The sequence below is a fragment of the Salinispora fenicalii genome, assembly GCF_000514815.1.
In the GTDB taxonomy this organism is placed as follows: domain Bacteria; phylum Actinomycetota; class Actinomycetes; order Mycobacteriales; family Micromonosporaceae; genus Micromonospora; species Micromonospora fenicalii.
This window is the reverse complement of the sequence record NZ_KI911473.1, coordinates 6,181-29,890: the sequence shown is the minus strand read 5'-3', so window position 1 is coordinate 29,890 and position 23,710 is coordinate 6,181. Positions and strand designations below refer to the sequence as shown.

General features: G+C 72.9%; 3 protein-coding genes (1 of these 3 cut by a window edge). All 3 read left to right on the top strand.

Going from position 1 to position 23,710, the window contains the following annotated elements:
• Tightly spaced (each overlapping or abutting the next), the 3 genes in view from B116_RS25765 to B116_RS27725 form a layout consistent with a single transcriptional unit that may run on beyond the window.
• Positions 1–177, top strand: partial view of an SDR family NAD(P)-dependent oxidoreductase gene (locus tag B116_RS25765; protein ID WP_050591913.1) — the 3' end only. It extends 11,919 nt beyond the left edge of the window; 177 of the gene's 12,096 nt are visible here — the last part of the coding sequence; the start codon falls outside the window, past its left edge; the stop codon is at positions 175–177.
• Positions 177–10,148, top strand: coding sequence for an SDR family NAD(P)-dependent oxidoreductase (locus tag B116_RS0122875; protein ID WP_027661435.1), 9,972 nt, complete (start codon positions 177–179; stop codon positions 10,146–10,148). The genes B116_RS25765 and B116_RS0122875 overlap by 1 nt, the downstream gene beginning before the upstream one ends.
• Positions 10,145–23,710 carry an SDR family NAD(P)-dependent oxidoreductase gene (locus tag B116_RS27725; RefSeq protein WP_033667811.1) on the top strand — a complete coding sequence of 4,522 codons (13,566 nt, stop codon included), beginning with the start codon at positions 10,145–10,147 and terminating at the stop codon, positions 23,708–23,710. Before B116_RS0122875 ends, B116_RS27725 begins: the two co-directional genes overlap by 4 nt.

The window sequence follows — 23,710 nt, the reverse complement described above, 5'->3', positions numbered from 1 at the left end:
ACCAACTGTCACGTCGTGGTCCGCGAACCCCTGAGCGACGAGACACCCCGCGGCGGATCCGTGCGCGAGGCACTGCCCGCCCCGGTCTTCCACCGCCGCCGCTTCTGGGTCGACGGACCGGCGCTCGCGCCGGTACCCGCACGATCCCCCCTGCTCGAACTGGAGGACCTCCGCTGATGGCCGCATCCACCACAGGCGCTGACGGGCAGCTCGACGGCACACGGGCGGTCACCACTGTGACGGCGCAGGACCACCCGCTTCGGGAGCACCTCGTGCACTCCGTGCCGGTGCTGCCGGGCGTCTTCCTGATCGACCTGATCCTGCGACTGGTGCGGCGCAGCGGCGTGGCACCGGCCGATGTCGAGATCCGCGGCTGCCTGTTCCTGGCGCCTGTGATCGACCGCGGCGGCACCGGACGGCGGATCCGTGTCGAGATCGACGCCCGCACCGACGAGGGCCACTGGCCGGTGACGGTCTCCAGCGCGCCAATCGGTTCCGACGACTGGGAGGACAACTGCCGTGCGCAGGTGCGCCTCGCCGCGAGCTCCGCCGGTCGCGTCGACGTCGCCGGCCTCCTGGGTGCGGCGACGGAAACCTACGACATCGACCGGCTCTACAGCTTCGTCCGGGGTCTCGACATCCGGCACACCGGCTTCATGAAGGCCGACGGCGCGGTCCACCTGGGCGACGGCTTCGCCGTAGCCGACATGCACCTGGATCCGGCCGCGCAGCCGTACCTCGACCACTTCGCCGCCCACCCGGCCGTCCTGGACTTCGCCACGCTGGTCCCCATGGCGCTGATGCCCGAGGAGCAACGGCGGAGCGCTACGAACCCGTTCATTCCCCTCTACATCGAGTCGGTGCGATGCCACGCCCCGGTCGGAACCCGTAACGTCATCCACGTCCCGAACCCCCCGACCGGCGGGTTGGACGCCGACCTGTTCGAAGCCGACATCGACATCTGCGCACCCGACGGCGCCCTCCTGGTGCGCATGGCCGGGTTCCGCGCCAAACGGATTCGCGCCGCGGCCGCGATCACCGACGCGACCGGACGCGGCCGTGCCGGCGTGACCACCGCAGCGGCGGAGGAGCACAGCGATGCGTCGCCAACGCGGACCGCCGGAGGTGACGACCTCGCCGGGCTGATCCGTGACCTCGTGGCCGAGCGACTGCGCCGGCCCGCGCACACCATCGAGACCGACCAGGGCTTCTACGACCTCGGCCTGGACTCCATGCATCTGCTCGCCATCGTCGGCACCCTTGAGCGGCGTCTCGGCACGACGCTGTACCCCACCCTGTTATTCGAGCACCCGACGGTCCGGCAGCTCGCGGCGCACCTGCACGAGCAAGGCCATCATGTCGCCCGCGACGGGGGATCGCCGTCGGCCGCCGTGCCCCCTCCCGCCGTCGCGCCGCGTCCCTCCGCCTCGCACGGCGGGACCGACGCTGCCGCGGACACCCTGGCCGTCGTCGGCCTGGCCGGGCACTACCCGGGCGCGGACGATCCCGAGCGACTGTGGGCACGGCTGCTGAGCGGCGAGAACATGATCACCGAGATACCCGCCGACCGGTGGGACCACGACCGCTACTTCAGCGCCGACCGGGGCCGACCCGGCCGCACGTACGGCCGGTGGGGAGCCTTCTACGACGGCTTCGCCGACTTCGAACCGGAGTTCTTCCACCTGACCGGTGACCAGGCTCTCCTGATGGATCCGCACGAGCGGCTCTTCCTCCGGACGGCGTGGGAGGCGTTCGAGGACGCGGGCCACCGGCCCGAGGACCTCGCGGCGCGGTGTGGCGGCGCGGTCGGCGTCTTCGCCGGCGTCATGTGGAATGACTACACCCTGCACGGTTTCGACCGTCTCCGATCCGGCAGCGACCTGCGGCCCGCCGGATCGTGGCCGTCCGCGCTGTCCAACCGGGTCTCGCACCAGATGGACCTCCACGGGCCCAGCCTCACCGTGGACACCGCCTGCTCTGCCGCCCTGACCGCACTGCACCTGGCGAAGGAGAGCATCCGCCGTGGGGAGTGCCGCGCCGCGCTCGTCGGCGGTGTGAACCTGTCGCTGCACCCGTACAAGTACCTGCGCCTGGCCGACCTGGGCCTGCTGTCGGCCAGGGGGCGGTGCCGCCCGTTTGCCCGGGACGCCGACGGCTACGTCCCCGGCGAAGGCGTCGGCGTGGTTCTCGTGCGTCCGCTGGCCGAGGCCGTCGCCGACGGCGACCACATCTACGGCCTGGTCCGCGGCACCGCGCTGCGACACAGCGGCCGGACCGCTGGTTACTCGGTGCCCAACCCGGATGCGCAACTCGATGTCATGACGGCGGCCCTGGCCGACGCCGCCGTGGCTCCGGAGACCGTGACCCTCATCGAGGCGCACGCCAGCAGCACCGTCCTGGGCGACCAGATCGAGTTCGCGGCGCTCAGCGAGGCATACGGCAGCGGTCTGTCCGCCGGCTGCGCCCTAGGCTCGGTCAAGGAGATGTTCGGTCATCTCGAGGCGGCCGCCGGCATCGTCGGCCTCACCAAGATCCTGATGGCCATGCGACACCGGACGGTTCCACCGCGCGCCACCGGGGCCGACCCCCACCCCGCCATCCACCTCGACGGGACCCGCTTCCACTTTCCGCGTCGCCCGACCCCGTGGCTGGCTCCCACCGACCCGCAGACCGGGGCGGCTCAGCCGCTCCGCGCGGCGCTGAGCGCCTTCGGTGCCGGCGGAGCCAACGCGCACGCCATCATCGAGGAGTACCGGACCGCAGCACGCGACACCGCCGAGGTCCACGGCACGTATGTCGTTCCCCTCTCGGCACGCACCGCGCAACAGCTCGAGACGGCCGCCCGCCGCCTCGGTGAGCACCTCGACCGGCACCCGGAACTGTCCCTGGCCGACGTCGCCCACACCCTGCAGCACGGACGCCGGCACCATCCCGAACGCCTCGCTGTCGTTGCGTCCACCGCGACGCGGTTGCGCGAGGTGCTGCACGCGATCGTCGACGGTCGTGAGCCCAGCGGCGCCGTGCGCGGAAACCGGGCGACCCCACCGGTCGCGGCGGCGGGCGACCGCGGCGACGTCCCGGCCGACCTGGCGCGCCGGTGGGTGGCGGGGGAGACCGTCACCTGGCCCGACATCCCGGGCGCCCGGCGGGTGTCCCTGCCGACGTACCCGTTCTCCGGCGAGCGTTACTGGCTGGGGGGAAGCGACACGGCGCCACCCACCCCTGGTGTGGACCACGCACGCCCGGCGCAGCAGCCGGTTCCCACCCCCGACGCGGAGGTCGTGTACCTGCGGCCGGTATGGGCGCCGCTGCCGGCGGCGCCGCACCGGCTCGGCCGCGACGACACGGTCCTGCTCCTCGACGCCGGACCCGCCCGGGCGACGAGCGTGCGGTCGATGGGCCCCCGGGTCGTTCAGGTCCGCCCCGGGGCCGCCTTCCGCCGGGTCGGGGACGACCTGTACGAGGTCCGCCCCGGTGACGCCGGGCACCTCACCGCCGTGCTCGACGATCTGCGGGCCCACGGGGTGACCCCCACCGTGGCGTTGAACCTGTGGCATCTCGACGACGGTGGCACGGACCCGGCCGACCTCACCCCCACCACCTCGATGTTCGCCCTGTGCCAGGCCATGGTGACCCGCGTCCGGCAGCTGACACCGATCCTTTTCGCCTACGCCGGCGCGCAGGAGCAACCGCACCTGGCGGCGGTGGGCGGCCTCGCCCGCAGCGTGCGGCTGGAACAACCGAAACTCGCCGTGAAAGTGGTCTGGTTCACCGACCCGCCGCCGTCCATCGCGGACATCCTCGACGAGGCCGCGGACGTCGAGCACGTCGAGGTCCGCCGCGACGGCGGCGACCGGCACGCCCTCATGGTCACGCCACTGACGCCCGCACCGCAGCCCACGCCGGTGGCCCGTCCCGGTGGCATCTACCTCGTCGCCGGCGGGACCGGCGGGCTCGGCGCGCACACCGCCCGCATGCTCGCCGCCGCGCCGGGTGTGACTGTCGTGCTGGCCAGCCGCAGCCCGGCTGACGCGACGACCGAAGCCCTCCTGACCGAGTTGCGCGCCGGCGCCACCCGGGCCGAGCACCACACCGTCGACATCACCGATCCGCACCAGGTATGGGCATGCGTGGCCGAGATCGAACAGCGCCACGGCCCGCTCACCGGTGTGGTGCACAGCGCCGGAAGCATCGAGGACGCGCTGATCGTCAACAAGAGCGCCGACTCCGTCCAGCGGGTCCTCGCGGCGAAGGTACGCGGCACCGTGAACCTGGACCTGGCCACCCGCCACAGCGACCTCGAGTTCTTCCTGATCTACTCCTCGGTGGCGTCGGTCCTGGGCAGCGCGGGAGCCGCCGACTACGCCGCCGGTAACCGCTTCGCCGATGCCTTCGCCGCGTGGCGTGACACCCAGCGTCTGTGCGGTGATCGCCGTGGCCGTACGGTGGCCGTCAACTGGCCGCTGTGGCGGCACGGCGGGATGCGTCCCGATCCAGCGGTGGCGGACCTGATCCTCGACCGCGTCGGGATGACGATGCTCGAGACGAGCACCGGGCTGGCGGCGATCGAGGTCGCCCTGGCAAACCCCGGCGTCCAGACAGTGGTGTTGCACGGTGACCGGTCCCGCATGCTCGCCGCCGTCCCGTACCTCGCCCCGGACGTCCCCGGACCGCCCGGCCCGCCGCCGTCGGCAGCGCCGCCACCGCTGGCGGCCACCGAGCCCACCCACCACCGGCAGACGCTCGCCGACGTCCTGGCGCACACCACCGACCTGCTGCGCGGCAAGCTCAACGGGGGCCGGCCGGTACCGCACGACGACGACCTGCGCACCGTCAGCTTCCTCGACCTCGGCCTCTCCTCCCAACAGCTCGTCGAGGTGGCCGCCGAACTGGAACGGGACTTGGCCGTACCGGTCCCGCCGACGGACATGTTCCGCTACCCTGACGCTGAGCGCCTGGCCGCCCACCTGAGCGAGCAGCGACCGGCCGTACGCCCGTACCCCCCGCCCGCGACACCGCCGGCCGACGCCGCCGACCGGTCGGCCATCGCGGTCATCGGCATGGCGGGGCGCTTTCCCGGATCCCGTGACGTCACGCGCTTCTGGCGGGATCTGGCGGAAGGCAAGGACCTCGTCACCGCCGTCCCGGCCGGGCGCCGTGGCACCGCGCCGGACACCCTCGCGGAGGGTCTGGTGCCGCACGAGGGCGGCTTCCTCGATGACGTGGCCCGGTTCGACGCACCCTTCTTCGGCATCTCGAAGGCGGAGGCGGACAGCATGGATCCGCAGCTCCGGCTGCTGCTCGAGGTCCTCTACGAGACGGCCGACGCGGCGGCGGTCACCCCGTCCGTGCGCGGCTCGGCGACCGGAATGTTCGTCGGCCGGTGCTTCCACGACTATGCCGACGACATGATCGCGAACGGCCGGGACACGGTCGCCTACGACGTGACGGGAACGGCCGTGGTGATGGCGGCCAACCGGGCGTCGCACCACTTCGACCTGACCGGCCCGAGCCTCACCGTCGACACCGCCTGCTCGTCGTCGCTGTACGCTGTTCACCTCGCTGTGCAGGCACTGCGGGACGGCTCGTGCGACATGGCGTTCGCCGCCGGTGTGAACCTGATCCTCACCGCACAGCACTACCGGCGCAGCCTCGCCATCGGCGCGCTGTCGCCGTCCGGCCGCTGCCACAGCTTCGACGAGCGGGCCGACGGCTACGTGCCCGCCGAAGCGGTCGGCGCGGTTCTGCTCAAGCCGCTGGACAGGGCGCTCGCGGATGGCGACCCGGTCCTGGCGGTCATCCGCGGCAGCGCCGTCAACCACGGGGGCCACGCCGGGTCGCTGACGGCACCGCACCCGCAGCGGCAGAGCGAGCTGCTGCGGCAGGCGTGGGCCGACACCGGTGTCGACCCGGCCGGGATCACCTACTTCGAGGCCCACGGCACCGGTACGAAGCTCGGTGACCCGATCGAGGTCGACGCGATCGCCGCGGCGTTGCGCGAGCACACCAGCGGCACCGCTTTCTGTGCGCTCGGCTCGGCGAAGGCGCACCTCGGGCACGCCGAGGGCGCCGCCGGCATCGTCAGCCTCATCAAGGTCATCCTGTCTATGCGGCACGGAATGATCCCCGCCATGCCGTCCTACCAGCGCCTGAACCCATACTGCGCGCTGGACGACAGCCCGCTGTTCATCAACACCGAACCGGTGAAGTGGTCGCCGGGGGGTCCGCGTCGAGCCGCCGTCAGCTCGTTCGGGTTCGGCGGAGCGAACGCGCACTGCGTGGTCGAGGAGGCCCCGGCGCGGAGCACGCCACCCGACGAGCCGGCGCCGCTGCTGTTCCCGTACTCCGCCATCGACGACGATCGCCTGCACGATCTGGTGCGACGTCACCGCGACCACCTGCAGGAGCATGCCCACCTCCCGCTGGCGGGGGTCAGCGCCACCCTCGTCCACGGCCGGGATCCGCTGCCCGCCCGGGTCGTGCTCATCGCCAGCTCCATGCCGCAGCTGTTGCGCCAGCTCGACCGGGTCCTGCGCGACGGCGTCCAGATCCCTGCCGTGTACCGCGATCCGGACTGTCCGGTGTCCGCCGCCCAACGCTCGGCCGCGACGCAATGGGCGGCCGGTACGGCCAGCGACCTGCCGGGCCCGGACGCCGTGCGGCTGACCCTGCCGGCGCACCCCTTCGCCGGTAACCGGTACTGGTACCGGCCCCTGCCCACGGCCACCGCCGCGCCGGGCGGCCAGGACCCGGCCGGGGCCGACGACGAGCTGCGGCGGTGGGTTCACGACAGCGCGTTCTCCGGTCGTCGGGTGGCCACCGGCATGGACCGCCTCGACGACCTGGTACGCCGATGGTGCCGCCTGCTCTTCCCGTCCCCGGCCACGCTGGCCTCTGGAGCCGACCCCCGGTACGACCGTCTCGTGGCGGCGCTGACGGAGCTGCTGGCACGTACCTCCCCCGCCGACCGCACCGGTGACAACGTCGCGTTGACCGAGGAGCTCGACGCCCTCACCCGCGACCACCCCGAACTCGCCGCCTGGACGAACCTGGTTCGCGTCTGTCTGCCCCAGCTGCCAGCCATCATCGCTGGCGACGCCGACCCTCTGGAGGTGTACTTCGCACCGCAACACCCGGAGCTGCTCGCCGCGATCTACCGCGACAGCGCCATCGCCCGCCACTTCAACGACCTCGCCGCCCAGGCCGTCACCAGCCACGCGCGGCACCTCGGGGAGCCCGGACGCCCGGTGCGCGTCCTGGAGATCGGCGCCGGCACCGGCGGCACGACACACGCCGTTCTCGCCGCCCTCGAAGAGGCGGAGGTCCCGGTGCGGTACACCTTCACCGACGTCTCCCCGTCCTTCCTGCCCACCGCCCGCACGACGTTCGCGTCGCGCCGAACCCCGGTCGAGTTCCGGGTCCTCGACCTGGACCGACCCCTGGCGGACCAGGGTTTCGCGCCGTCGAGCGCCGACATCGTCATCGCGGCCAACGCGGTGCACGCCACCCGCGACGTGGCGGAGAGCGTCGGGCGTGTCGCCGGGCTCCTGACCCCCGGTGGCCTGTTCGTGCTGCAGGAACTGACTCGCAGCCGGGACTTCGTCACCGCGATGATCGGTGCCCTGCCCGGATACTGGGCCAGCACGGACCCCTCCCGCCGGCTGCCGGGCTCACCACTGCTCACCGCGCCGATGTGGCGGTCCCTGCTGGCCGGCAACGGGTTCAGCGGCAGCGTCGCCTATGGCAGCGTTGACCAGGACGAGGCCGACTTCGACAACAGCGTCATCGTCGCGGTCACCGCCCCGAGCGCCAGCACCACGGGCGAGGCCCCGCTGGCCGTGGCGGCGGTCCGCACCAAGCCGGTGCCCGCCGAGCCCGCTGCCCCCGTCGCCGCGGCACCGGTCCCGGAGCCGCCCCCGGGCGGCCCGCGGACCGTGGACGCGGTACGCCGCCACCTGCGGACTACGTTCGGCGAGTTCTTCGGCATGTCGGAGGAATCCGTCGACCCGGCTGCCACCTTCGACAAATTCGGCATGGATTCGCTGAGCGCCATCCAACTCGCGCGGGCCTTGGAGGCCGACTTCGGAGAACTGTCGAAGGTCCTGCTCTTCGAACATCCCACCATCGAGGACCTCGCCGAGCACCTCAGTACCCGGGTGGGCGCCGCCGCGCTGACCGGCACCCCGACGGCGGGCGAGACCGCAGCGGCCACCCCGACGGCGGGCGAGACCGCAGCGGCCACCCCGACGTCGGTACTGGAGAACGACGACCCGGTGGCTATCGTCGGGATGGCGGCGAAGTTCCCGCAGTCGGCCGACCTGCGGCAGTGGTGGGATCACCTGGCCCGCGGCGCAGATCTGGTCACCGAGATTCCCCGTGACCGCTTCGACTGGCGGGAGGTCTACGGCGATCCGCGTACCGAGGCGGGGCGCGTGAACAGCCGCTGGGGGGCTTTCTGCGACGGGGTGGACGAGTTCGACGCGGCCTTCTTCGGCGTGACTCCGTTCGAGGCCGAGCTGATGGACCCGCAGCAGCGCATCCTGCTGCAGACGGCGTGGCGGGCGGTCGAGGACGCCGGCCACGGCCCGGGCTCGCTGCGCGGCAGCCGCACCGGCGTGTTCGTCGGCGCGACCTCCCGGGACTACGACGGGATCCTGCAGGCTGCCGGCCGGCATCGCGAGGGGCATTTCATCACCAGCAGCGGTCACTGTCTGATCGCCAACAGGCTGTCGTACCACCTCGATCTGCACGGGCCCAGCGAAGCGGTCGACACCGCCTGCTCGAGTTCGCTCACGGCACTGCACCGTGGAGTCACCAGCATCCGCGCGGGCGAGTGCGACGCCGCGATCGTCGGTGGCGTCCACCTCTTCCTCACCGCCGACCTGTTCGTCGCCCTGGGCCAGCTCGGTGTGCTGTCGTCGGACGGCCGGTGTGCCACCTTCGACGCCCGGGCCAACGGCATGGTCCGGGGAGAGGGCGCGGTGGCGGTGTTGCTCAAGCCGCTGTCACGCGCCCTTGCCGACGGCGACACGGTGCACGCCGTCATCCGCGGCAGCGGCGTCTCGCACGGGGGAGGTCGCCACGCCAGTTCCCTGATGATGCCGGAGCCGGCCGCGCAAGCCGAGTTGATCGCCAGGGTGTACCGCAACGCAGGCGTCGACCCACGCACGGTGGCCTACGTCGAGGCCCACGGGACCGCGACCCAACTCGGCGACCCGGTGGAGGTACGGGGGCTGCGAATGGCGTTCGCCGACCTCACCGGACAGGCCGACGACCAACCGGTCACGGCCTGGTGCGGCCTCGGGTCGGTCAAATCGAACATGGGCCACCTCGAGGCGGCGGCCGGGCTGACGGGGGTGGTGAAGACGGTCCTTGCCATGCGCCACGGAGTCCTGCCGCCCACCATCCACTACACCACGGCGAACCCGTTGCTGGAGTTGGAGGGCAGTCCCTTCTACGTACTCGACCGCCCGCGACCGTGGGCGCCCGCCGGCCTGCCGCGCCGGGCCGCGGTCAGTTCCTTCGGCTTGGGCGGCACCAACGCACACGTCCTGCTCGAGGACCATCCGCACCCGCCACGGGTCGGTACGCGCACCGGCCCGCACATGCTCTGCCTGTCCGCGCGAACCGGCACGGCACTGACCGCCGCCGCGAGCCGACTTGCCGACTTCCTCGACTCAACCAGTGACCTGCCTGACATCGCCGACGTCGCGCACACCCTGCGGGTTGGACGCGACGAGATGCCGCACCGGCTGGCCGTGGTCGCCAGCGACCTGCCCGGCGCTGCGACCGCGCTGACCGCCTTCGTGAACCACACTGCCTACCCGGGGGTGTATACCGGCACTGCCACCGCCGGGTCGGGCGCGCCGGTCGAGCGGCACAGCGACCCGCACCGGGCCGCGCAGGGCTGGGTGACCGGGGGGCCGGCATGGCAGCCGCCGGACTCCGCGAATCGGCCACGCCGGGTGTCACTGCCCACCTACCCGTTCGCCCCCGACCACCACTGGGTGGTCCCGCCCGCGGGCGACGCCCCGCCGGCAGACGCGGGCGACGCCCCGCCGGCAGACCTGACCGAGCTGCTGCATGCCGTCAGCCAGGGCCGGATCTCGGTGGAGCGGGCCGACGACATTCTCGGAGGTGTCTCATGAATCCCGCCCTCTCGCGGCAGGAGATCCTGGCCCGGGTACGTGACGGGGCCATGTCCGTCGCCCAGGCGACGGCCGCCCTAGGCGGTACGGTAACTCCGGACGCGCACCGGCCGCTCAGCCGCCTGAGCCTGTTCGAGCCCGACTGGCAGCCCGGTGCCGGGGCCCCCGTCGGGGCGAAGGAGATCGGCCGGGGCCTGTTGACCGTCCTGGACGGCGACCTTCCGTCAGACACCGCAGCCAGCACCGCGCCGGGCACCCTGGTCACGGCCACACCGGGCGCCGGCTACCGAACCGACTCCGCCGGCGGTCATCTCGTCGGTACGGCCGACGACCGTGGCTGGGACGACCTGTGGGACGAGTTGGACCGACGCGGCCGCACGGCGCGCACCGTCGTCGTGGTGACCGCGGTGGACCCGGAACACAGCCTCGACGTGGCCTACCCGCTGGTGCGTACGCTCATCCGGCGACGGCCCAGTTCCCCGCCCGCGGTCGTCTTCGCCACGGTCGGCCAGCACAGCGCGGACGTCGCGGCGGCGCTCGGCGCCTTCGGCCAGATCGCCTCCCTCGAGGACCGGCGGCTACGCCTCCTGTCGGTGTCGCTGCCCCCCGCGGAGGCGTCGACCCTGCCGGAGATCGTCCGTCGGGCAGTTTCCGAACTCTCCCTGGCCTCCCCGGGCCTCGGCGAGATCCGGTACCGCGACGGTCGCCGGTCCGTACGGCGGCTGCGCCCGGTGGGGTGGCCGGCTGACGCGCCCGCGCTGCCACCCGGCGGGGTGTACCTGCTCTCCGGTGGCGCCGGGGGCATCGGCCGGCAGCTCGCGGAACGGCTCGCCCGTGACACGGGTGCACGGATGGTCCTGCTCGGGCGCTCCGCGCCGACCGCGGCGACCGACGAGCTGTGCGCCCGGATCGGGCAGCTCGGCGGCAGCGCCCGGTACGTGCGTGCCGACGTCACGCGCCACGCCGACGTCGTCGCCGCCGCCGACCTGGCCCGCGCCACCTTCGGGGACCTGACCGGGGTGCTGCACCTCGCGGGCGTCAACGAGGACACCTACGTGGTGAACAAGGCCGCCGGTGCCCACCGGCGAGTGCTGACGCCGAAGATCGCGGGCGTCCGCCACCTCGACGACGTCACCCGGCACGACCCCCTGGCGATGTTCGTCGTCTTCTCCTCCGTCGCGGCCTACCTCGGCGCCCCCGGCCAGGCCGACTACGCCGCCGCCGGCCGTGCCCTCGGCGGTTTCGCCGAAACCCGGCAGGCGCAGGTCCGGGCCGGACTGCGCAGCGGCCGCACCGTGTCTATCGCCTGGCCACTGTGGGCAGACGGCGGCATGACCCTGTCCGAGCGCGACCGGTTGGCCACCGAGGCGCTGCAGGGCATCACGGCCATGCCGGCCGACGACGGGTGGGCGGCCCTGCGCGCGGCGCTGGCCCTCGACGGCCCGGAGGTCCTCGTCGCGCACGGCGACACCGACCGGATCCGCCGGTACGTCGACGCCCGCGCCGGCGACACCGAGTCGGGCGGCGGGGGCGTCACCGACCTGGAGGGTACGGGTGCCGTGGAGCGCTTCCTCGTCGGCATCGTCAGCGACGTGACCCGGATTCCGCCCGACCGGCTGGATGCGGACCAGGAATTCTCCGCCATCGGCGTGGATTCGGTGCTCATCCGCCGCCTGGCCGTGGTGCTCGAGGAGAAGATGGGCCCGCTGCCCGCCACACTCTTCTTCGAGTACCGCACCGTCCGCGAACTCGCCCGTCACCTCGCCGAGGCGTTTCCCGCTCCGCTGCGCTCCGCCGTGGCCGCTTTCACCGCCTCCGCCACTCCCACCGACGCCGACCCCGGACCGGCGGCCGTGGCGCCGTCACCGCCCCGGGCGACCAGAACCCGTCCGGCTCACACCGCGTCTGCCACGCCAGGCTCCGAGGGCATCGCGATCATCGGTGCGGCCGGTCGGTACCCGGGCGCGCGGGACCTCGACGAGTTCTGGAGCATGCTGTGCGACGGCCGGGACGCGATCACCGAGGTACCGGCGGACCGCTGGGACCATCACCGCTACTTCGGTGTCGACCGGCGACCCGGTACCAGCTACGGGCGCTGGGGCGGGTTCATCGAGGACGTACGCCGCTTCGACTCGTTGTTCTTCGCCATCGCCCCTCGCGAGGCCCAGCGCATGGACCCGGCCGAGCGGCTCTTCCTCGAAGTCGCCTGGTCGGCCATCGAGGACGGCGGGTACACCCCCCAACGCCTGCAGCGCGCCGCGGCGGTGGACGGCGGCCACGCCATCGGCGTGTACGTCGGCACCACCGGGCTGGGCTACCAGCTGATCGGTGCCGACCAGTGGGGTAGGGGCAATCCGATCTCCGCCCACTCGATGGACTTCTCCCTCGCCAACCGGTTGTCGTACCTCCTCGACGCGCACGGGCCGAGCATGGTGATCGACACGGCCTGCTCGGCATCGCTGACCGCCCTGCACGTCGCCTGCGAGGGTCTGCGGCACGGCGACTGCCGGGTGGCCGTCGCCGGGGGCGCCTACCTCAATCTGCATCCGAGCAAGTTCGCCATGCTCGCCGAACAAAGGATGATCTCGCGCGACGGCACGCTACGCGCCTTCGGTGCCGGCGCCGACGGCTTCGTCCCCGGCGAGGGAATCGGTGCGGTCCTGCTCAAACCGCTGGCCGACGCCATCGCCGACGGTGACCACATATACGCCGTCATCCTCGGCACGGCCGTCAACCACGGCGGCCGGACGAACGGCTACACCGTCCCGAGTCCCCGTGCGCAGGCCGAGGTGGTCTCGGCCGCGCTGGGCCGCGCCGGTGTAGAGCCCGCAACGGTCAGCTATGTGGAGGCGCACGGGACCGGCACCGAGCTGGGCGACCCGATCGAATTTGACGGGCTCTGCCGCGTCTTCACCGATCCCGGCGGGCGGCGACAGTACTGCGTACTCGGGTCGGTGAAGCCCAGCATCGGCCACGCCGAGGCCGCCGCGGGCATCGCCGGCCTAACCAAGGTGCTGCTGCAACTGCGGCATCGGGAACTGGTGCCGACGCTGCACAGTGACCCGCCGAACCCCCGTATCGACCTAGCCGCGAGCCCGTTCCGGCTGCCGCGGCACCGGGAGGCGTGGCAGCCCCTCGGGCCGGGGGTGCCCCGGCGGGCGGCAGTCAGTTCGTTCGGTGCCGGCGGTGCCAACGCACACGTCGTCGTCGAGGAATACCTCGACGATCCGCCGCCCGGCAACGGCGGGGACCGCGCCGAGGAACTGGTGGTGCTTTCGGCGAACACCCGGGACCGCCTCGCCGCCGTCGTCGACCGGCTGGCCGCCCGGCTCGGCGACCCGGCGCTCACCGGGCGGCTCGGCGACATCGCGTACACCCTGCAGGTCGGCCGTCAGGCGCTCGCCCACCGCTTGGCGGTCCGCGCCTCCTCCGTGGCCGAGCTTCGTGAGCGCCTGAGGCGGTGGTACGGCGACGAACAGCCCGAGCAGGTGCGGTACGGGCACGTACCCGACGGGAAGACCACGAGGTTGGAGCCCGCCGAGGCCGACGAGGCGTTGTCGTCACGACGGTGGGACACGCTCGCCGCCTGGTGGGTCGGTGGCGCCATCGTCGACTGGCAGCGGGTACCCCGGTCCCACCCACCGCGCACGGTTCCGTTGCCGGCATATCCCTTCGAAGGCCCGGAACACTGGCCGGTCGTCGTCGACGCGCCCTCGTCCCACGCGGGGCCCGTCCTACCGGCACACCTCGTGCCGGTGCCCGATGAGGCGGACGGATCCCTGTTCGACGTACGCCTGGATCGACGGTCACCAGTGGTGGCCGATCACCTGATCGCCGGCCGTCCGCTCCTCGCCGGCGTCGCGCAGCTCGCCCTGGCGTTGTCCGCCGCCGGCCACCACGCCGGAATCCCGGTCACCGTGGTCGACGACGTCCGCTGGCGGGTTCCCCTCGATGTCGACGGTCGGTCCTGCGCGGTGCGGGTCCGCCCCGCCGGTGGACGGTTGTCGGCAGAAATCCGCAGCGGCACCGGTGCGGACACCGTCGTCCACTCCACATTCACGATGCGTACCGACCCGCAACCGGACGGCGCGTCGTGCGACCTCGACGCCGTGCGGTCACGGTGCCCGCGACAGACCGACGCCGAGACGCTCTACGGGCAGGCCGTGGCCCACCACATGGAGTACGGGCCCCGGTACCGCCGGGTGCGGACGCTGTACGGGGGCGACGGCGAGGCGCTCGCCGCTCTGGACCAGCCCTCGGCCGGCGAGCGGGACGACACCGACGAGGGCTGGCCGCTGGATCCCGGCGTCCTGGACGCCGCCCTGCACACCGTGCACGGTGCGCTGCCTGAGGACGCCCACGATCTCACCGTTCCCGCGGCAGCCGCGCGCATCGACGTGTACGGTCCGTCGAACGCCATCCGCTGGGCACACGCGCGACGGACCGGTCTGGATCCGGAGCGCGGCGTCGCCACGTTCGACGTGCTGATGTGCGACGGTCAGGGCCGGGGCGTGCTGGCCGTCACCGGGCTGCGGGTCCTGCGCCGACCGGCGCCCGTGCCGTACCACCGCCCTGCCTGGCAGATCCGGCCGGCCGGCCCCGTCCGACGTGCCACCTCGGAACCCGTGCTGGTGCTCAGCACCCGTCACGACCATGGCCTCGGGGCCGCGCTCGCCGCCGCGTACCCGCGGGCGCGCCGGATCGGCCTGGATGACGGGTTCGATCCCGGCGGGATCTCGGGCCCGGCCACCATCTACTTCCTCGGCGGGGTCGACGACCGTTGGTACGACCCCGCCGACCCCGACCACCTCGCCCGGTCGCGTCACACCGGGCCGCATGCTCTGCTCGCCGTGGCGCGCGCACTGGCCGCCAGCCGTCAGCGCGACGTCCGGCTCGTCGTCGTCACCAGTGACGCCCAGCAGACCGATCCGGCCACGGCTGTCGGCAACCCGCTCGCCGCCGCCCTGCACGGACTCGCCCGGACCATCTCGAGGGAGCTGCCGTTCGTCGAAACCGTCTGCGTCGACCTCGACCGGTTGGACCTGGAACTCGGTGCCGCCGACGGCGACTGGATCGCCGTCCGGCATCGCCTCGCCGCCGAGCCGGCCACCCAGCCGATGACCGAGGTGGCATGGCGCGGCGGCGTCCGGCTTGAGAAGACGCTGGTACGCGCCGTTCCGCCGGCCCCGTCCGAGGCGCTGCCGGGGCTCCGGCAGCAGGGCCGCTACCTGATTATCGGCGGCTGCGGGGGCCTGGGACAGACCATCGCCACCCAGCTCGCCGGTTACCGGGCCCGGTTGACGATCGTCGGGCGCCGCCGGGAGCCGGACCTGCCTCCCGGACAGCTCGAGAGCCTGCGCGCCGCGGGTGCCCAGGTGCGCTACCTGCAGGCCGACGTGACCCGCGTCGACGAGATGCGCGCGGTCGTCGCCGCGATGCACGCCGAGTACGGCGGCATCGACGGCGTGATTCACACCGCGTTCGTTCTGGCCGATCGGACGCTGGCCCAGATGGACACGGCTACCTTCGATGCCGCCTACGCCCCGAAGGCACTGGGAACGGCGGCCCTGTGCGCGGCACTGGCGGCCGAGAACCTCGACTTCGTCGCGCTGTTCTCGTCGGCCATCGCGCACACCGGCAACCCCGGGCAGGCCAACTACGCCGCCGGTTCCACCGTGCAGGACGCGCTCGGCCTCTACTTCGCCGCCCGCCACCACCTGCCAGTCCAGGTGATCGACTGGGGTTACTGGGGGGAACACGGCGCGGTCGCCGGCGAGGACTACCGCGAACGCATGTCGCGGGCCGGGGTGGGGTCGCTCTCCGATGCCGAGGGGGTCCAGGTCTTCGAAACCATCGTGCGTGGCGGCGCGGACCACGTCGTCCCGGTGCGCGCCGCCGCCCTCGCCGCCGCCACCCCGGTCGACGACGCGGTGCGGCACGAGGGGCTGCCCCCCGGGTCGTCCGCCCTACGTGCGATCCGACACGCTCTGACGGAGCATCTCGACCGCACGCCGGAACCGTTCCCTCCGGACTACCTCGACGTCCTCGATGCCTACAGCCGCCTCCGCATGTACCGGTCGCTGCGCGACGCCGGCACGCTGCCCGGCGACGGCGTCCTCGTCGACAGCGGTGGGCCGGCGTGGCCCTTCGATGGCCCGCCGAGCCGGGCACGCCTGTACCACGCCGTGCTCCAGGCACTGCGCCACGGCGGGCTGCTGACCGGCGGCGCCACGCCGCCCGGCCCGGACGGCGCGGCCACCGCGGAGGACCGCGACGCCATCCTGCGACGCTTCCCCGGTGCCGAAGCGACCCTGGCGCTGATCGACGACTGCGCCGCCGCGCTACCGGACGTGCTGGCCGGCCGCCGTCGAGGTCTGGACGTGCTCTTCCCCAAGGGCTCGCACGAGCGGATGGCCGCCATCTACGCCGGCGACCCGCGGGTGCGGCACTTCAACACGCTCACCGCCCGGGCGGCCGACGCGTTCGTCACCGCACGACTGTCCGCAAGCGACGCGGCCCTGCGGATCCTGGAGATCGGGGCCGGCACCGGCGGCACCAGCGACCTGGTCCTGCGGACCCTGCGCGACCGGGCGGAGAGGTTGACCTACGACTTCACCGACATCTCGCCGGCTCTGGTGCACCAGGCGCGGCAACGGTGGGCCTGGGCGCAGCCGTGGACCCGTTTCGACGTCCTCGACATCACCGAGCCGCCACCCGCGGGGCGTCGCTACGACCTGGTCATCGCCACCAACGTGCTGCACGCGACCCCGGACATCCAGCGCACCACAAACCATGTGGCGCGGCTGCTGGCCGCCGGGGGAGTGTTGCTGCTCAACGAGGCCACCCGCGTGCTGGACAGCGTCACCCTCATCTTTGGTCTCACCGAGGGCTGGTGGCTGGCCGAGGACCAGCACCTGCGGCTGCCTCACTCACCGCTGTTAAGCCCCGCCGGGTGGAGCGCCGTGCTGGCCACCGCCGGCCTGCGTGGCGTGCGACACCACGCCGTCGACGGGTGGCCCGACGAGCGCACCGCCCAGCACCTCATCGTCGCCGAGCAGGGCCGATGGCGGCACCACGCCGACCAGTCCGTCGCGTCGGACTCCACCACGGCGGCGGAGAACCGTCCGGGCATGCCCGCCGCCCCAGGCGCCGGTGGAGCGCGGGACGAGATCCTCGGCGAGCTCACCCGCATCTGCTCCGACGTGCTGCGGGTGCCCGAGGAGGACCTCGAGACCGACGCGGACCTCTCCACCTACGGGGCGGACTCGCTGCTGCTCATGGAACTGTTGGAGCGTCTTGAACGGACCTTCGGTCCGCTGCCCGCGCACACCACGCAGGGCTCCCTCGACGCCATCGCCGGGCGGTTGCTCAGCGCACAGCCCGCCGACCCGCCGGCCGGCACCCCGGACGCCGTGGCCGGTCACCCGTCCACCCCGCCGATGCCGCCGGCGTCTGCCGCTGGGCCGGAGGCGCCCGTCAACCCGCCAGCCCATGCGGACGAACCGATCGCCATCATCGGACTGGCCGGACGCTATCCCGGTGCGAGCGGCCTCGACGGGTTCTGGACGGCCCTGCGCGCCGGCGCCACCATGATCACCGACGTGCCCCCGGGCCGTTCCCCCGACCTGAGGGGTTTCCACCGGTGGGGCGCCTACCTCACCGACGTCGACCTCTTCGATCCGCTGCTGTTCCGCATCTCCCCGGTCGAGGCGCACCGGATGGAGCCGGCCGAACGCCAACTCCTGCAGGTGGCGTGGGAAGCCCTGGAAGACGCCGGCTACCCGCCTACAGGCGACGGCGGTGGCGGGCGCCGTCTGGGCGCGGACGTCGGGGTGTTCGTCGGCGCCATGCACACGCAGTACGAGCAGCTCGCCTCGCACGACGCCGCCCGGCCCGGCGGGGCGGTACTGTCCGCGCGCTGGAGCCTGCCCAACCGGATGTCGCAGTGCTTCGGTCTGCGCGGCCCCAGCATCGCGGTCGACACCGCCTGTTCGTCGGCCCTGACCGCCATCCACCTCGCCGTCCGCAGCCTGCGGGACCGCGAGTGCGCGGTGGCGCTGGCCGGGGCGGCGAACGTCATCCTGCACCCCAGCCACGACGAGGCGCTCAACCGCGGGGGCATGCTGTCACCCGATGGCCGGCCCCGGGTCTTCGACGCCGAGGCGAACGGCATGATCACCGGCGAGGCGGTCGGCGTCGTGCTGCTGAAGAGGCTCTCCGATGCGGTCCGCGACGGTGACCGCGTCCACGGGTGCGTCGTGGCGACACGCCTGAACGCCGACGGTGGCGCCACGGGATACGCCGTGCCCGACGCCGACGCCGAGGCGACGCTGATCACCGAGGCGCTGCGACAGGCGGGCTTGGACAGCGGGTCCATCGACTACGTGGAGGCGCACGCCACCGGGTCTGCCATCGGAGATCCGGTGGAGCTCGCCGCGCTGCGGCGGGCGTTCACCGACCTCCCGCCCATCGGCTCGCTGAAGGCCGCGATCGGCCACGCCGAGGCCGCGTCGGGGATGGCCCAGCTCACCAAGGTCCTGTTGCAGATGCGGCACGCCACCATCGTCGGGACCCCCGCCATCGGCCGCCCGCACCCCGGCGTACCGCTGGTCCGCGAGGCCGTCCCGTGGCCGGCTCGGCCCGGCGTGCCGCGCCGAGCCATGATCAACTCGTTCGGCGCGGGTGGGGCCAACGCCCACCTGATCGTCGAGGAGGCGCCCCCGGCTCCCGAGCCCGCGGCCCCCGCCCCGGCCGAGCACGTGCTTCCGCTCTCAGCCCGCAAACCGGAGCAGTTGCGCCAGCTCGCCGCCCGCCTACGCGACTTCCTCCGTGGCCCGGGCGCCGAGGTGCCGCTGACCGCCGTCGCGTGGACCCTGCAAGCTGGCCGCGCGGCGCTCAAGGCTCGCGCCGTCTGGTTGGTGCGCGACCACGAGGACGCCGTCCGGGTCCTCGACGACTTCGTCACCTCCGCGGACGGCGTACCGCAACCCACAACAGCCGGCGACACCACCGCCGGCTCGCTCGCGGACGCCTGGCAGTCCGGCACCACGGTCGACTGGACCGTCCTGCACGCCCCGTCCGACCGGCACATCGTCTCGCTGCCGCACTACCCGTTCGCGCGCGACAGTTACTGGCTCCCGCCCATCGAACCGTCGCCAACCACCGAGGAGCGCCCCCTGATGACGACAGCTCCGGCCGGGGACGATCCCGTCGACACCCCTGCCGCACCGTCCCCGAGCGAGATTACGGCAGTGATCGCCGACGTCATCGGCGTACGACCGGCTGACATCGACGACGACGACCGTCTTAGCGACCTAGGTTTTGACTCGGTCACCATGGTCACCCTCGCCACGCGGCTGTCCCGTCTGAAAGGCGCGGAGATGAATCCCGCCGTACTCTACGGATTCCCGCACGTCGCGGCGCTCGTCGACGCCGTCCGTGGCGCGACTCCGGATACGTCGGTCGCGCCGACTCCACCGGTCACGCCGGCTTCGCCGACCCCACCGGTCACGCCGGCTTCGCCGACCCCACCGGTCACGCCGGTTCCGTCGACTCCGCCGGTCCCGACCACCCCCGAGCGGCACCGCACACCACGCCTGTCGACCGGCGAGGGCATCGCCATCATCGGGATGGCCGGCGCCTTCCCCGGATCACCGGACCTCGACGCCTTCTGGGACCACCTGGTCTCCGGTGACGACCTGATCACCGAGCCTCCGTCGGGGCGGTTCGCCGGGCAAGACAAGGCCGTCGCGGCGCGCTGGGGCGGGTTCCTCGACGACATCGACGCCTTCGACGCGGACTTCTTCCGGATCAGTCCCCGGGAGGCCGGCCTGATGGACCCGCACCACCGGCTGTTCCTGCAGACCGCCTGGTCGGCCATCGAAGAGGCCGGCTACGACCCCACGTCGATGGCCGGCAGCGCCTGCGGCGTCTTCGTGGGCGTGGCCTCCAGCGAGTACGTCCAGCTCGCCCGCCGTGCCGCGACGACCGCCGACGGGCAGCTGGTCACCGGTAACGACCACAGCATGGTGGCGAACCGGCTCTCCTTCCTGCTGGACCTGCGGGGGCCCAGCGAGCCGGTCGACACCGCGTGCTCGAGCTCGCTGGTCGCCGTCCACCGGGCGGTCCAGGCGTTGCACAGCGGTGACTGTGAGGCGGCCGTCGTCGGCGGCGTCAACGTCATCCTCACTCCCGACGTCTTCGACGCGTTCGGCAACTCCGGCATGCTGGCGGCCGACGGCCGGTGCAAGTCCTTCGACGCCCGTGCCGACGGATACGTGCGCGGTGAGGGAGTCGGTGCGCTGGTGCTCAAGCCGCTGAGCCGGGCGCTGGCCGACGGCGACCACGTGCACGCCGTGATCGCCGGTACCGCCGTCAACCACGGCGGCCACGCCACTTCGCTGACCGCGCCGAACCCAGCCGCCCAAGCCGACGTGCTGGTCCGTGCCTGGGAACGCGCCGGCATCACCCCCGACGACCTGTCCTACGTCGAGGCGCACGGTACCGGCACGGCGCTCGGTGACCCGATCGAGATCGAGGGCCTCAAGGCCGCGTTCGCCCGCGGATCCGGCGCGTCACGGCAGCAGTGCGGGCTGGGCAGCGTCAAGAGCAACATCGGGCACCTGGAAACCGCCGCGGGTGTGGCCGGCGTCATCAAGGTCGTCCTGTCGCTGCGGCACCGCATCCTGCCGCCGACGCTGCACCTGGTGGAGGTCAACCCGCTCGTCAAGCTCCGCTCCTCGCCGTTTCACCTGGTCACCTCGACCCGATCCTGGGACGCCCGGACCGGGGCGGGGGAATCCCGGCCACGGGCGGCCGGGGTGAGCTCATTCGGCTACGGCGGCGCGAACGCCCACGTGGCCCTGACGGAGGCGGCTCCTCGGCCGGCCAGTCAGGCCAGCACCCCTGCCGGACCGCAGCTGTTCGTCCTCAGCGCGCAGGACGACGAGCGCCTGCGCGCCTACGCACGACGCCTGGTCTCGTTCCTGCAGCGGTACGAGGCCGGCGGTCGACTCCACGAACTGCCGCCCGCCGACGTCGCCCACACGCTGCGCGTGGGCCGCCCAGCGCTCGCCGCCCGACTCGCCGTGGTCGGCGACTCACTGGGCCACCTCGCCGACGCTCTGCGCGCCTTCGTGGACGGGGCACCGGACAAGGCGGTGTTGACCAGCCGTGCCAACGGCGGTCCGGACCTCACCTCGGAGGTGCTGGACCATCTCACCGACCGGGCCCGTGCCGGCGCCCTGGCCCCGCTGGCCCAGGCCTGGGTCGACGGCGCCGACATCGCGTGGGCATCACTGCACCCGGTGGGACAGGGCAACCGCGTCAGCCTGCCCACCTATCCGTTCCGGAAGACGCGGCACTGGCTGCCCGCAACGGCGGCGCCGGCCCCGGCCGCGCCCCCGGCCCGCCCCGCCCCGCCCGCGTCCCTGGCCGAGGCCCCGTCGACCCGCCCCACCGTGACCGTGTCATCAGCCGATGCCGGACCGGCAACCGTCGCGGTGTCGGACCGGCAGCCGGCCGGATCCGCCTCGGCGGACTCGGGAGCCGTTCGCCGTCGGGTGCGTGAAGCGGTCGCCGAGGGTATCGGCATCCCAGTGGACGCCGTCGACCCCGGTCGTGACTTCGGCTCGTACGGCGTCGACTCCATCGGGGCACTGCGCATCATGCAGCAGATCCAAAGCCGTTACGGCGATCACATTCCGATGGCCGCCATCCTCGAGTACAACAACGTGGACCTGCTCTCGGCACACCTCGCCGAGAATTTCGTCCTACCGGACGCGCCGCCCGCCGAGCGTCCCGACCAGGCGCGGCCGGGTCCGGGCACGGCGGCCCCCGCCACGGAGCTGATCGCTTTCGGCGGGACCTCGGACGGCGCACCCGCCTACTGTCTGTTCGGTGACACCGGCGAGTTGAGCTGGTTGCTGCACCTGCGCGAGGCGCTGGCCGGTACCGGCCCGGTGTTCGGCATCGAGGCGCCGGGCTTCGGGCTCGGCGTCGTCCCGGACGCCGACATCAGCGGGCTCGCCACCGGCTGCGCCGACGCGATCACGGCGAGCCACCGGGACGGCCCGTGCCGGATCATCGGCCATGGCACCGCCGGTTACGTCGCGGCCGAGACCGCACGCATCCTGATGGACCGCGGCGTGGAGGTGGCCGAACTTCACCTGATCGGCACTCCCGAGCCGGAGCCGGCGCCGGCCACACCCCCGCTGGTCGAATGCGTCGCTGCGGTCGCCGACTTGCTCGGCGCCGCGTGGGGACGTACCGCGCCCCTGACCGACCTGCCGCTGGCCGATGCCGGCGTCGACGCCGTGGTCGACGCGGCAGCGGACCACCTGCGCGCCGACGCGCCGATGGAGGCGCCGGCACTGCGTACCTGGATCGCCGAGACGGCACGCTGGTACCTCGCCCTGGCGGCGGCGGCGCGCGCCTACCGGCCGTGGCCCATCTCCGGCGCCGGGACCGTCACCGTCGTACGCCCCGCGCAGCGTACCGGCAGCACGCAGGACGGCGACTTTGACCGGTGGGTCGCCCCGCCGCCGGTGATCCACGACCTGGACCTGCCAGCCCGTGCGCTGGTGTCGGCCGAAGGGGCCCGACATCTCGCGCCCCTCATCGCCGGACCGGCGGTGGCAGCCCCGAAGCCGAGCGCCATCGTCCCGATCAACCGCTACGGCGTCGGTCCCCTGTCGATCTGGGCGCACAACCTCTACGGCGAGGTCAGCTATGCGGTCTACCTCTCCAGGCACCTCGGCCCGAACCGGCCGCTAGTCGGGCTGGAACAGGTCAGTGGTGACGCGGTGGCCCAGGAATTCCACAGTGTCCGGGAGATGGCCGGCCGGTACACCGCGGAGCTGCGCGAGCAGCACGGCGGGGAGCCGTTCGTCCTGGGCGGATGCTCCTTCGGTGGGGTGCTGGCCTACGAGATCGCCCGGCAGTTGCAGGCCGTGGGGGAGCAGGTGAGTCGTCTCATCGTGATCGACCCCATCATGCCGGCCACCGCCACCTGGGACAGCGTCGACTGGAGTCACGTGACCGACGCCGAGGCGGAGAGCTTCTCGATAGTCATGCTGGGCAACGCATCCTGCCAACGGTGGGGGGTCGCCGAGCGGGTCACCCTGCAGGACCTGGCCGGCCGCACGATAGACGAGCAGCTCGACGTGGTCGCGCGGCACATCGTCAGTCGATCCCCGGCGCGCCCGGACGCGACGGCGATCCGGCGGCAGATCCGGCTGCGTCACGACCTCATGATGAGAAACAACGTGATCCTGCAGGAGTACCGGCCGGACGCGCTGATCGATCCGGTTCCGACAACCCTGTTCCACGCCACCCGGGGCTTCCTGGCCGCGGAGAACGACAACGACCTGCCTGCCATCCCGCGCAGCAACGCCGACCCGTCCAACGGCTTCGCCGAATACGTCGGTGACCAGGTCGTGATCCACGACCTGGACGCGGACCACTTCACCATCGCCTACGACCACAACCTCACCCGCATCGCGCAGATGATCGCACCGCTGCTTGACGCGTCGGTCAGCCAGGCCGGCAGCGGCAACCGTTAG

What these genes read in the sequence shown, in the direction of transcription:
- B116_RS0122875 (WP_027661435.1), top strand. Translation starts at nt 177, where the DNA reads ATGGCCGCATCCACCACAGGCGCTGACGGGCAGCTCGACGGCACACGG.
- B116_RS27725 (WP_033667811.1), top strand. Translation starts at nt 10,145, where the DNA reads ATGAATCCCGCCCTCTCGCGGCAGGAGATCCTGGCCCGGGTACGTGAC.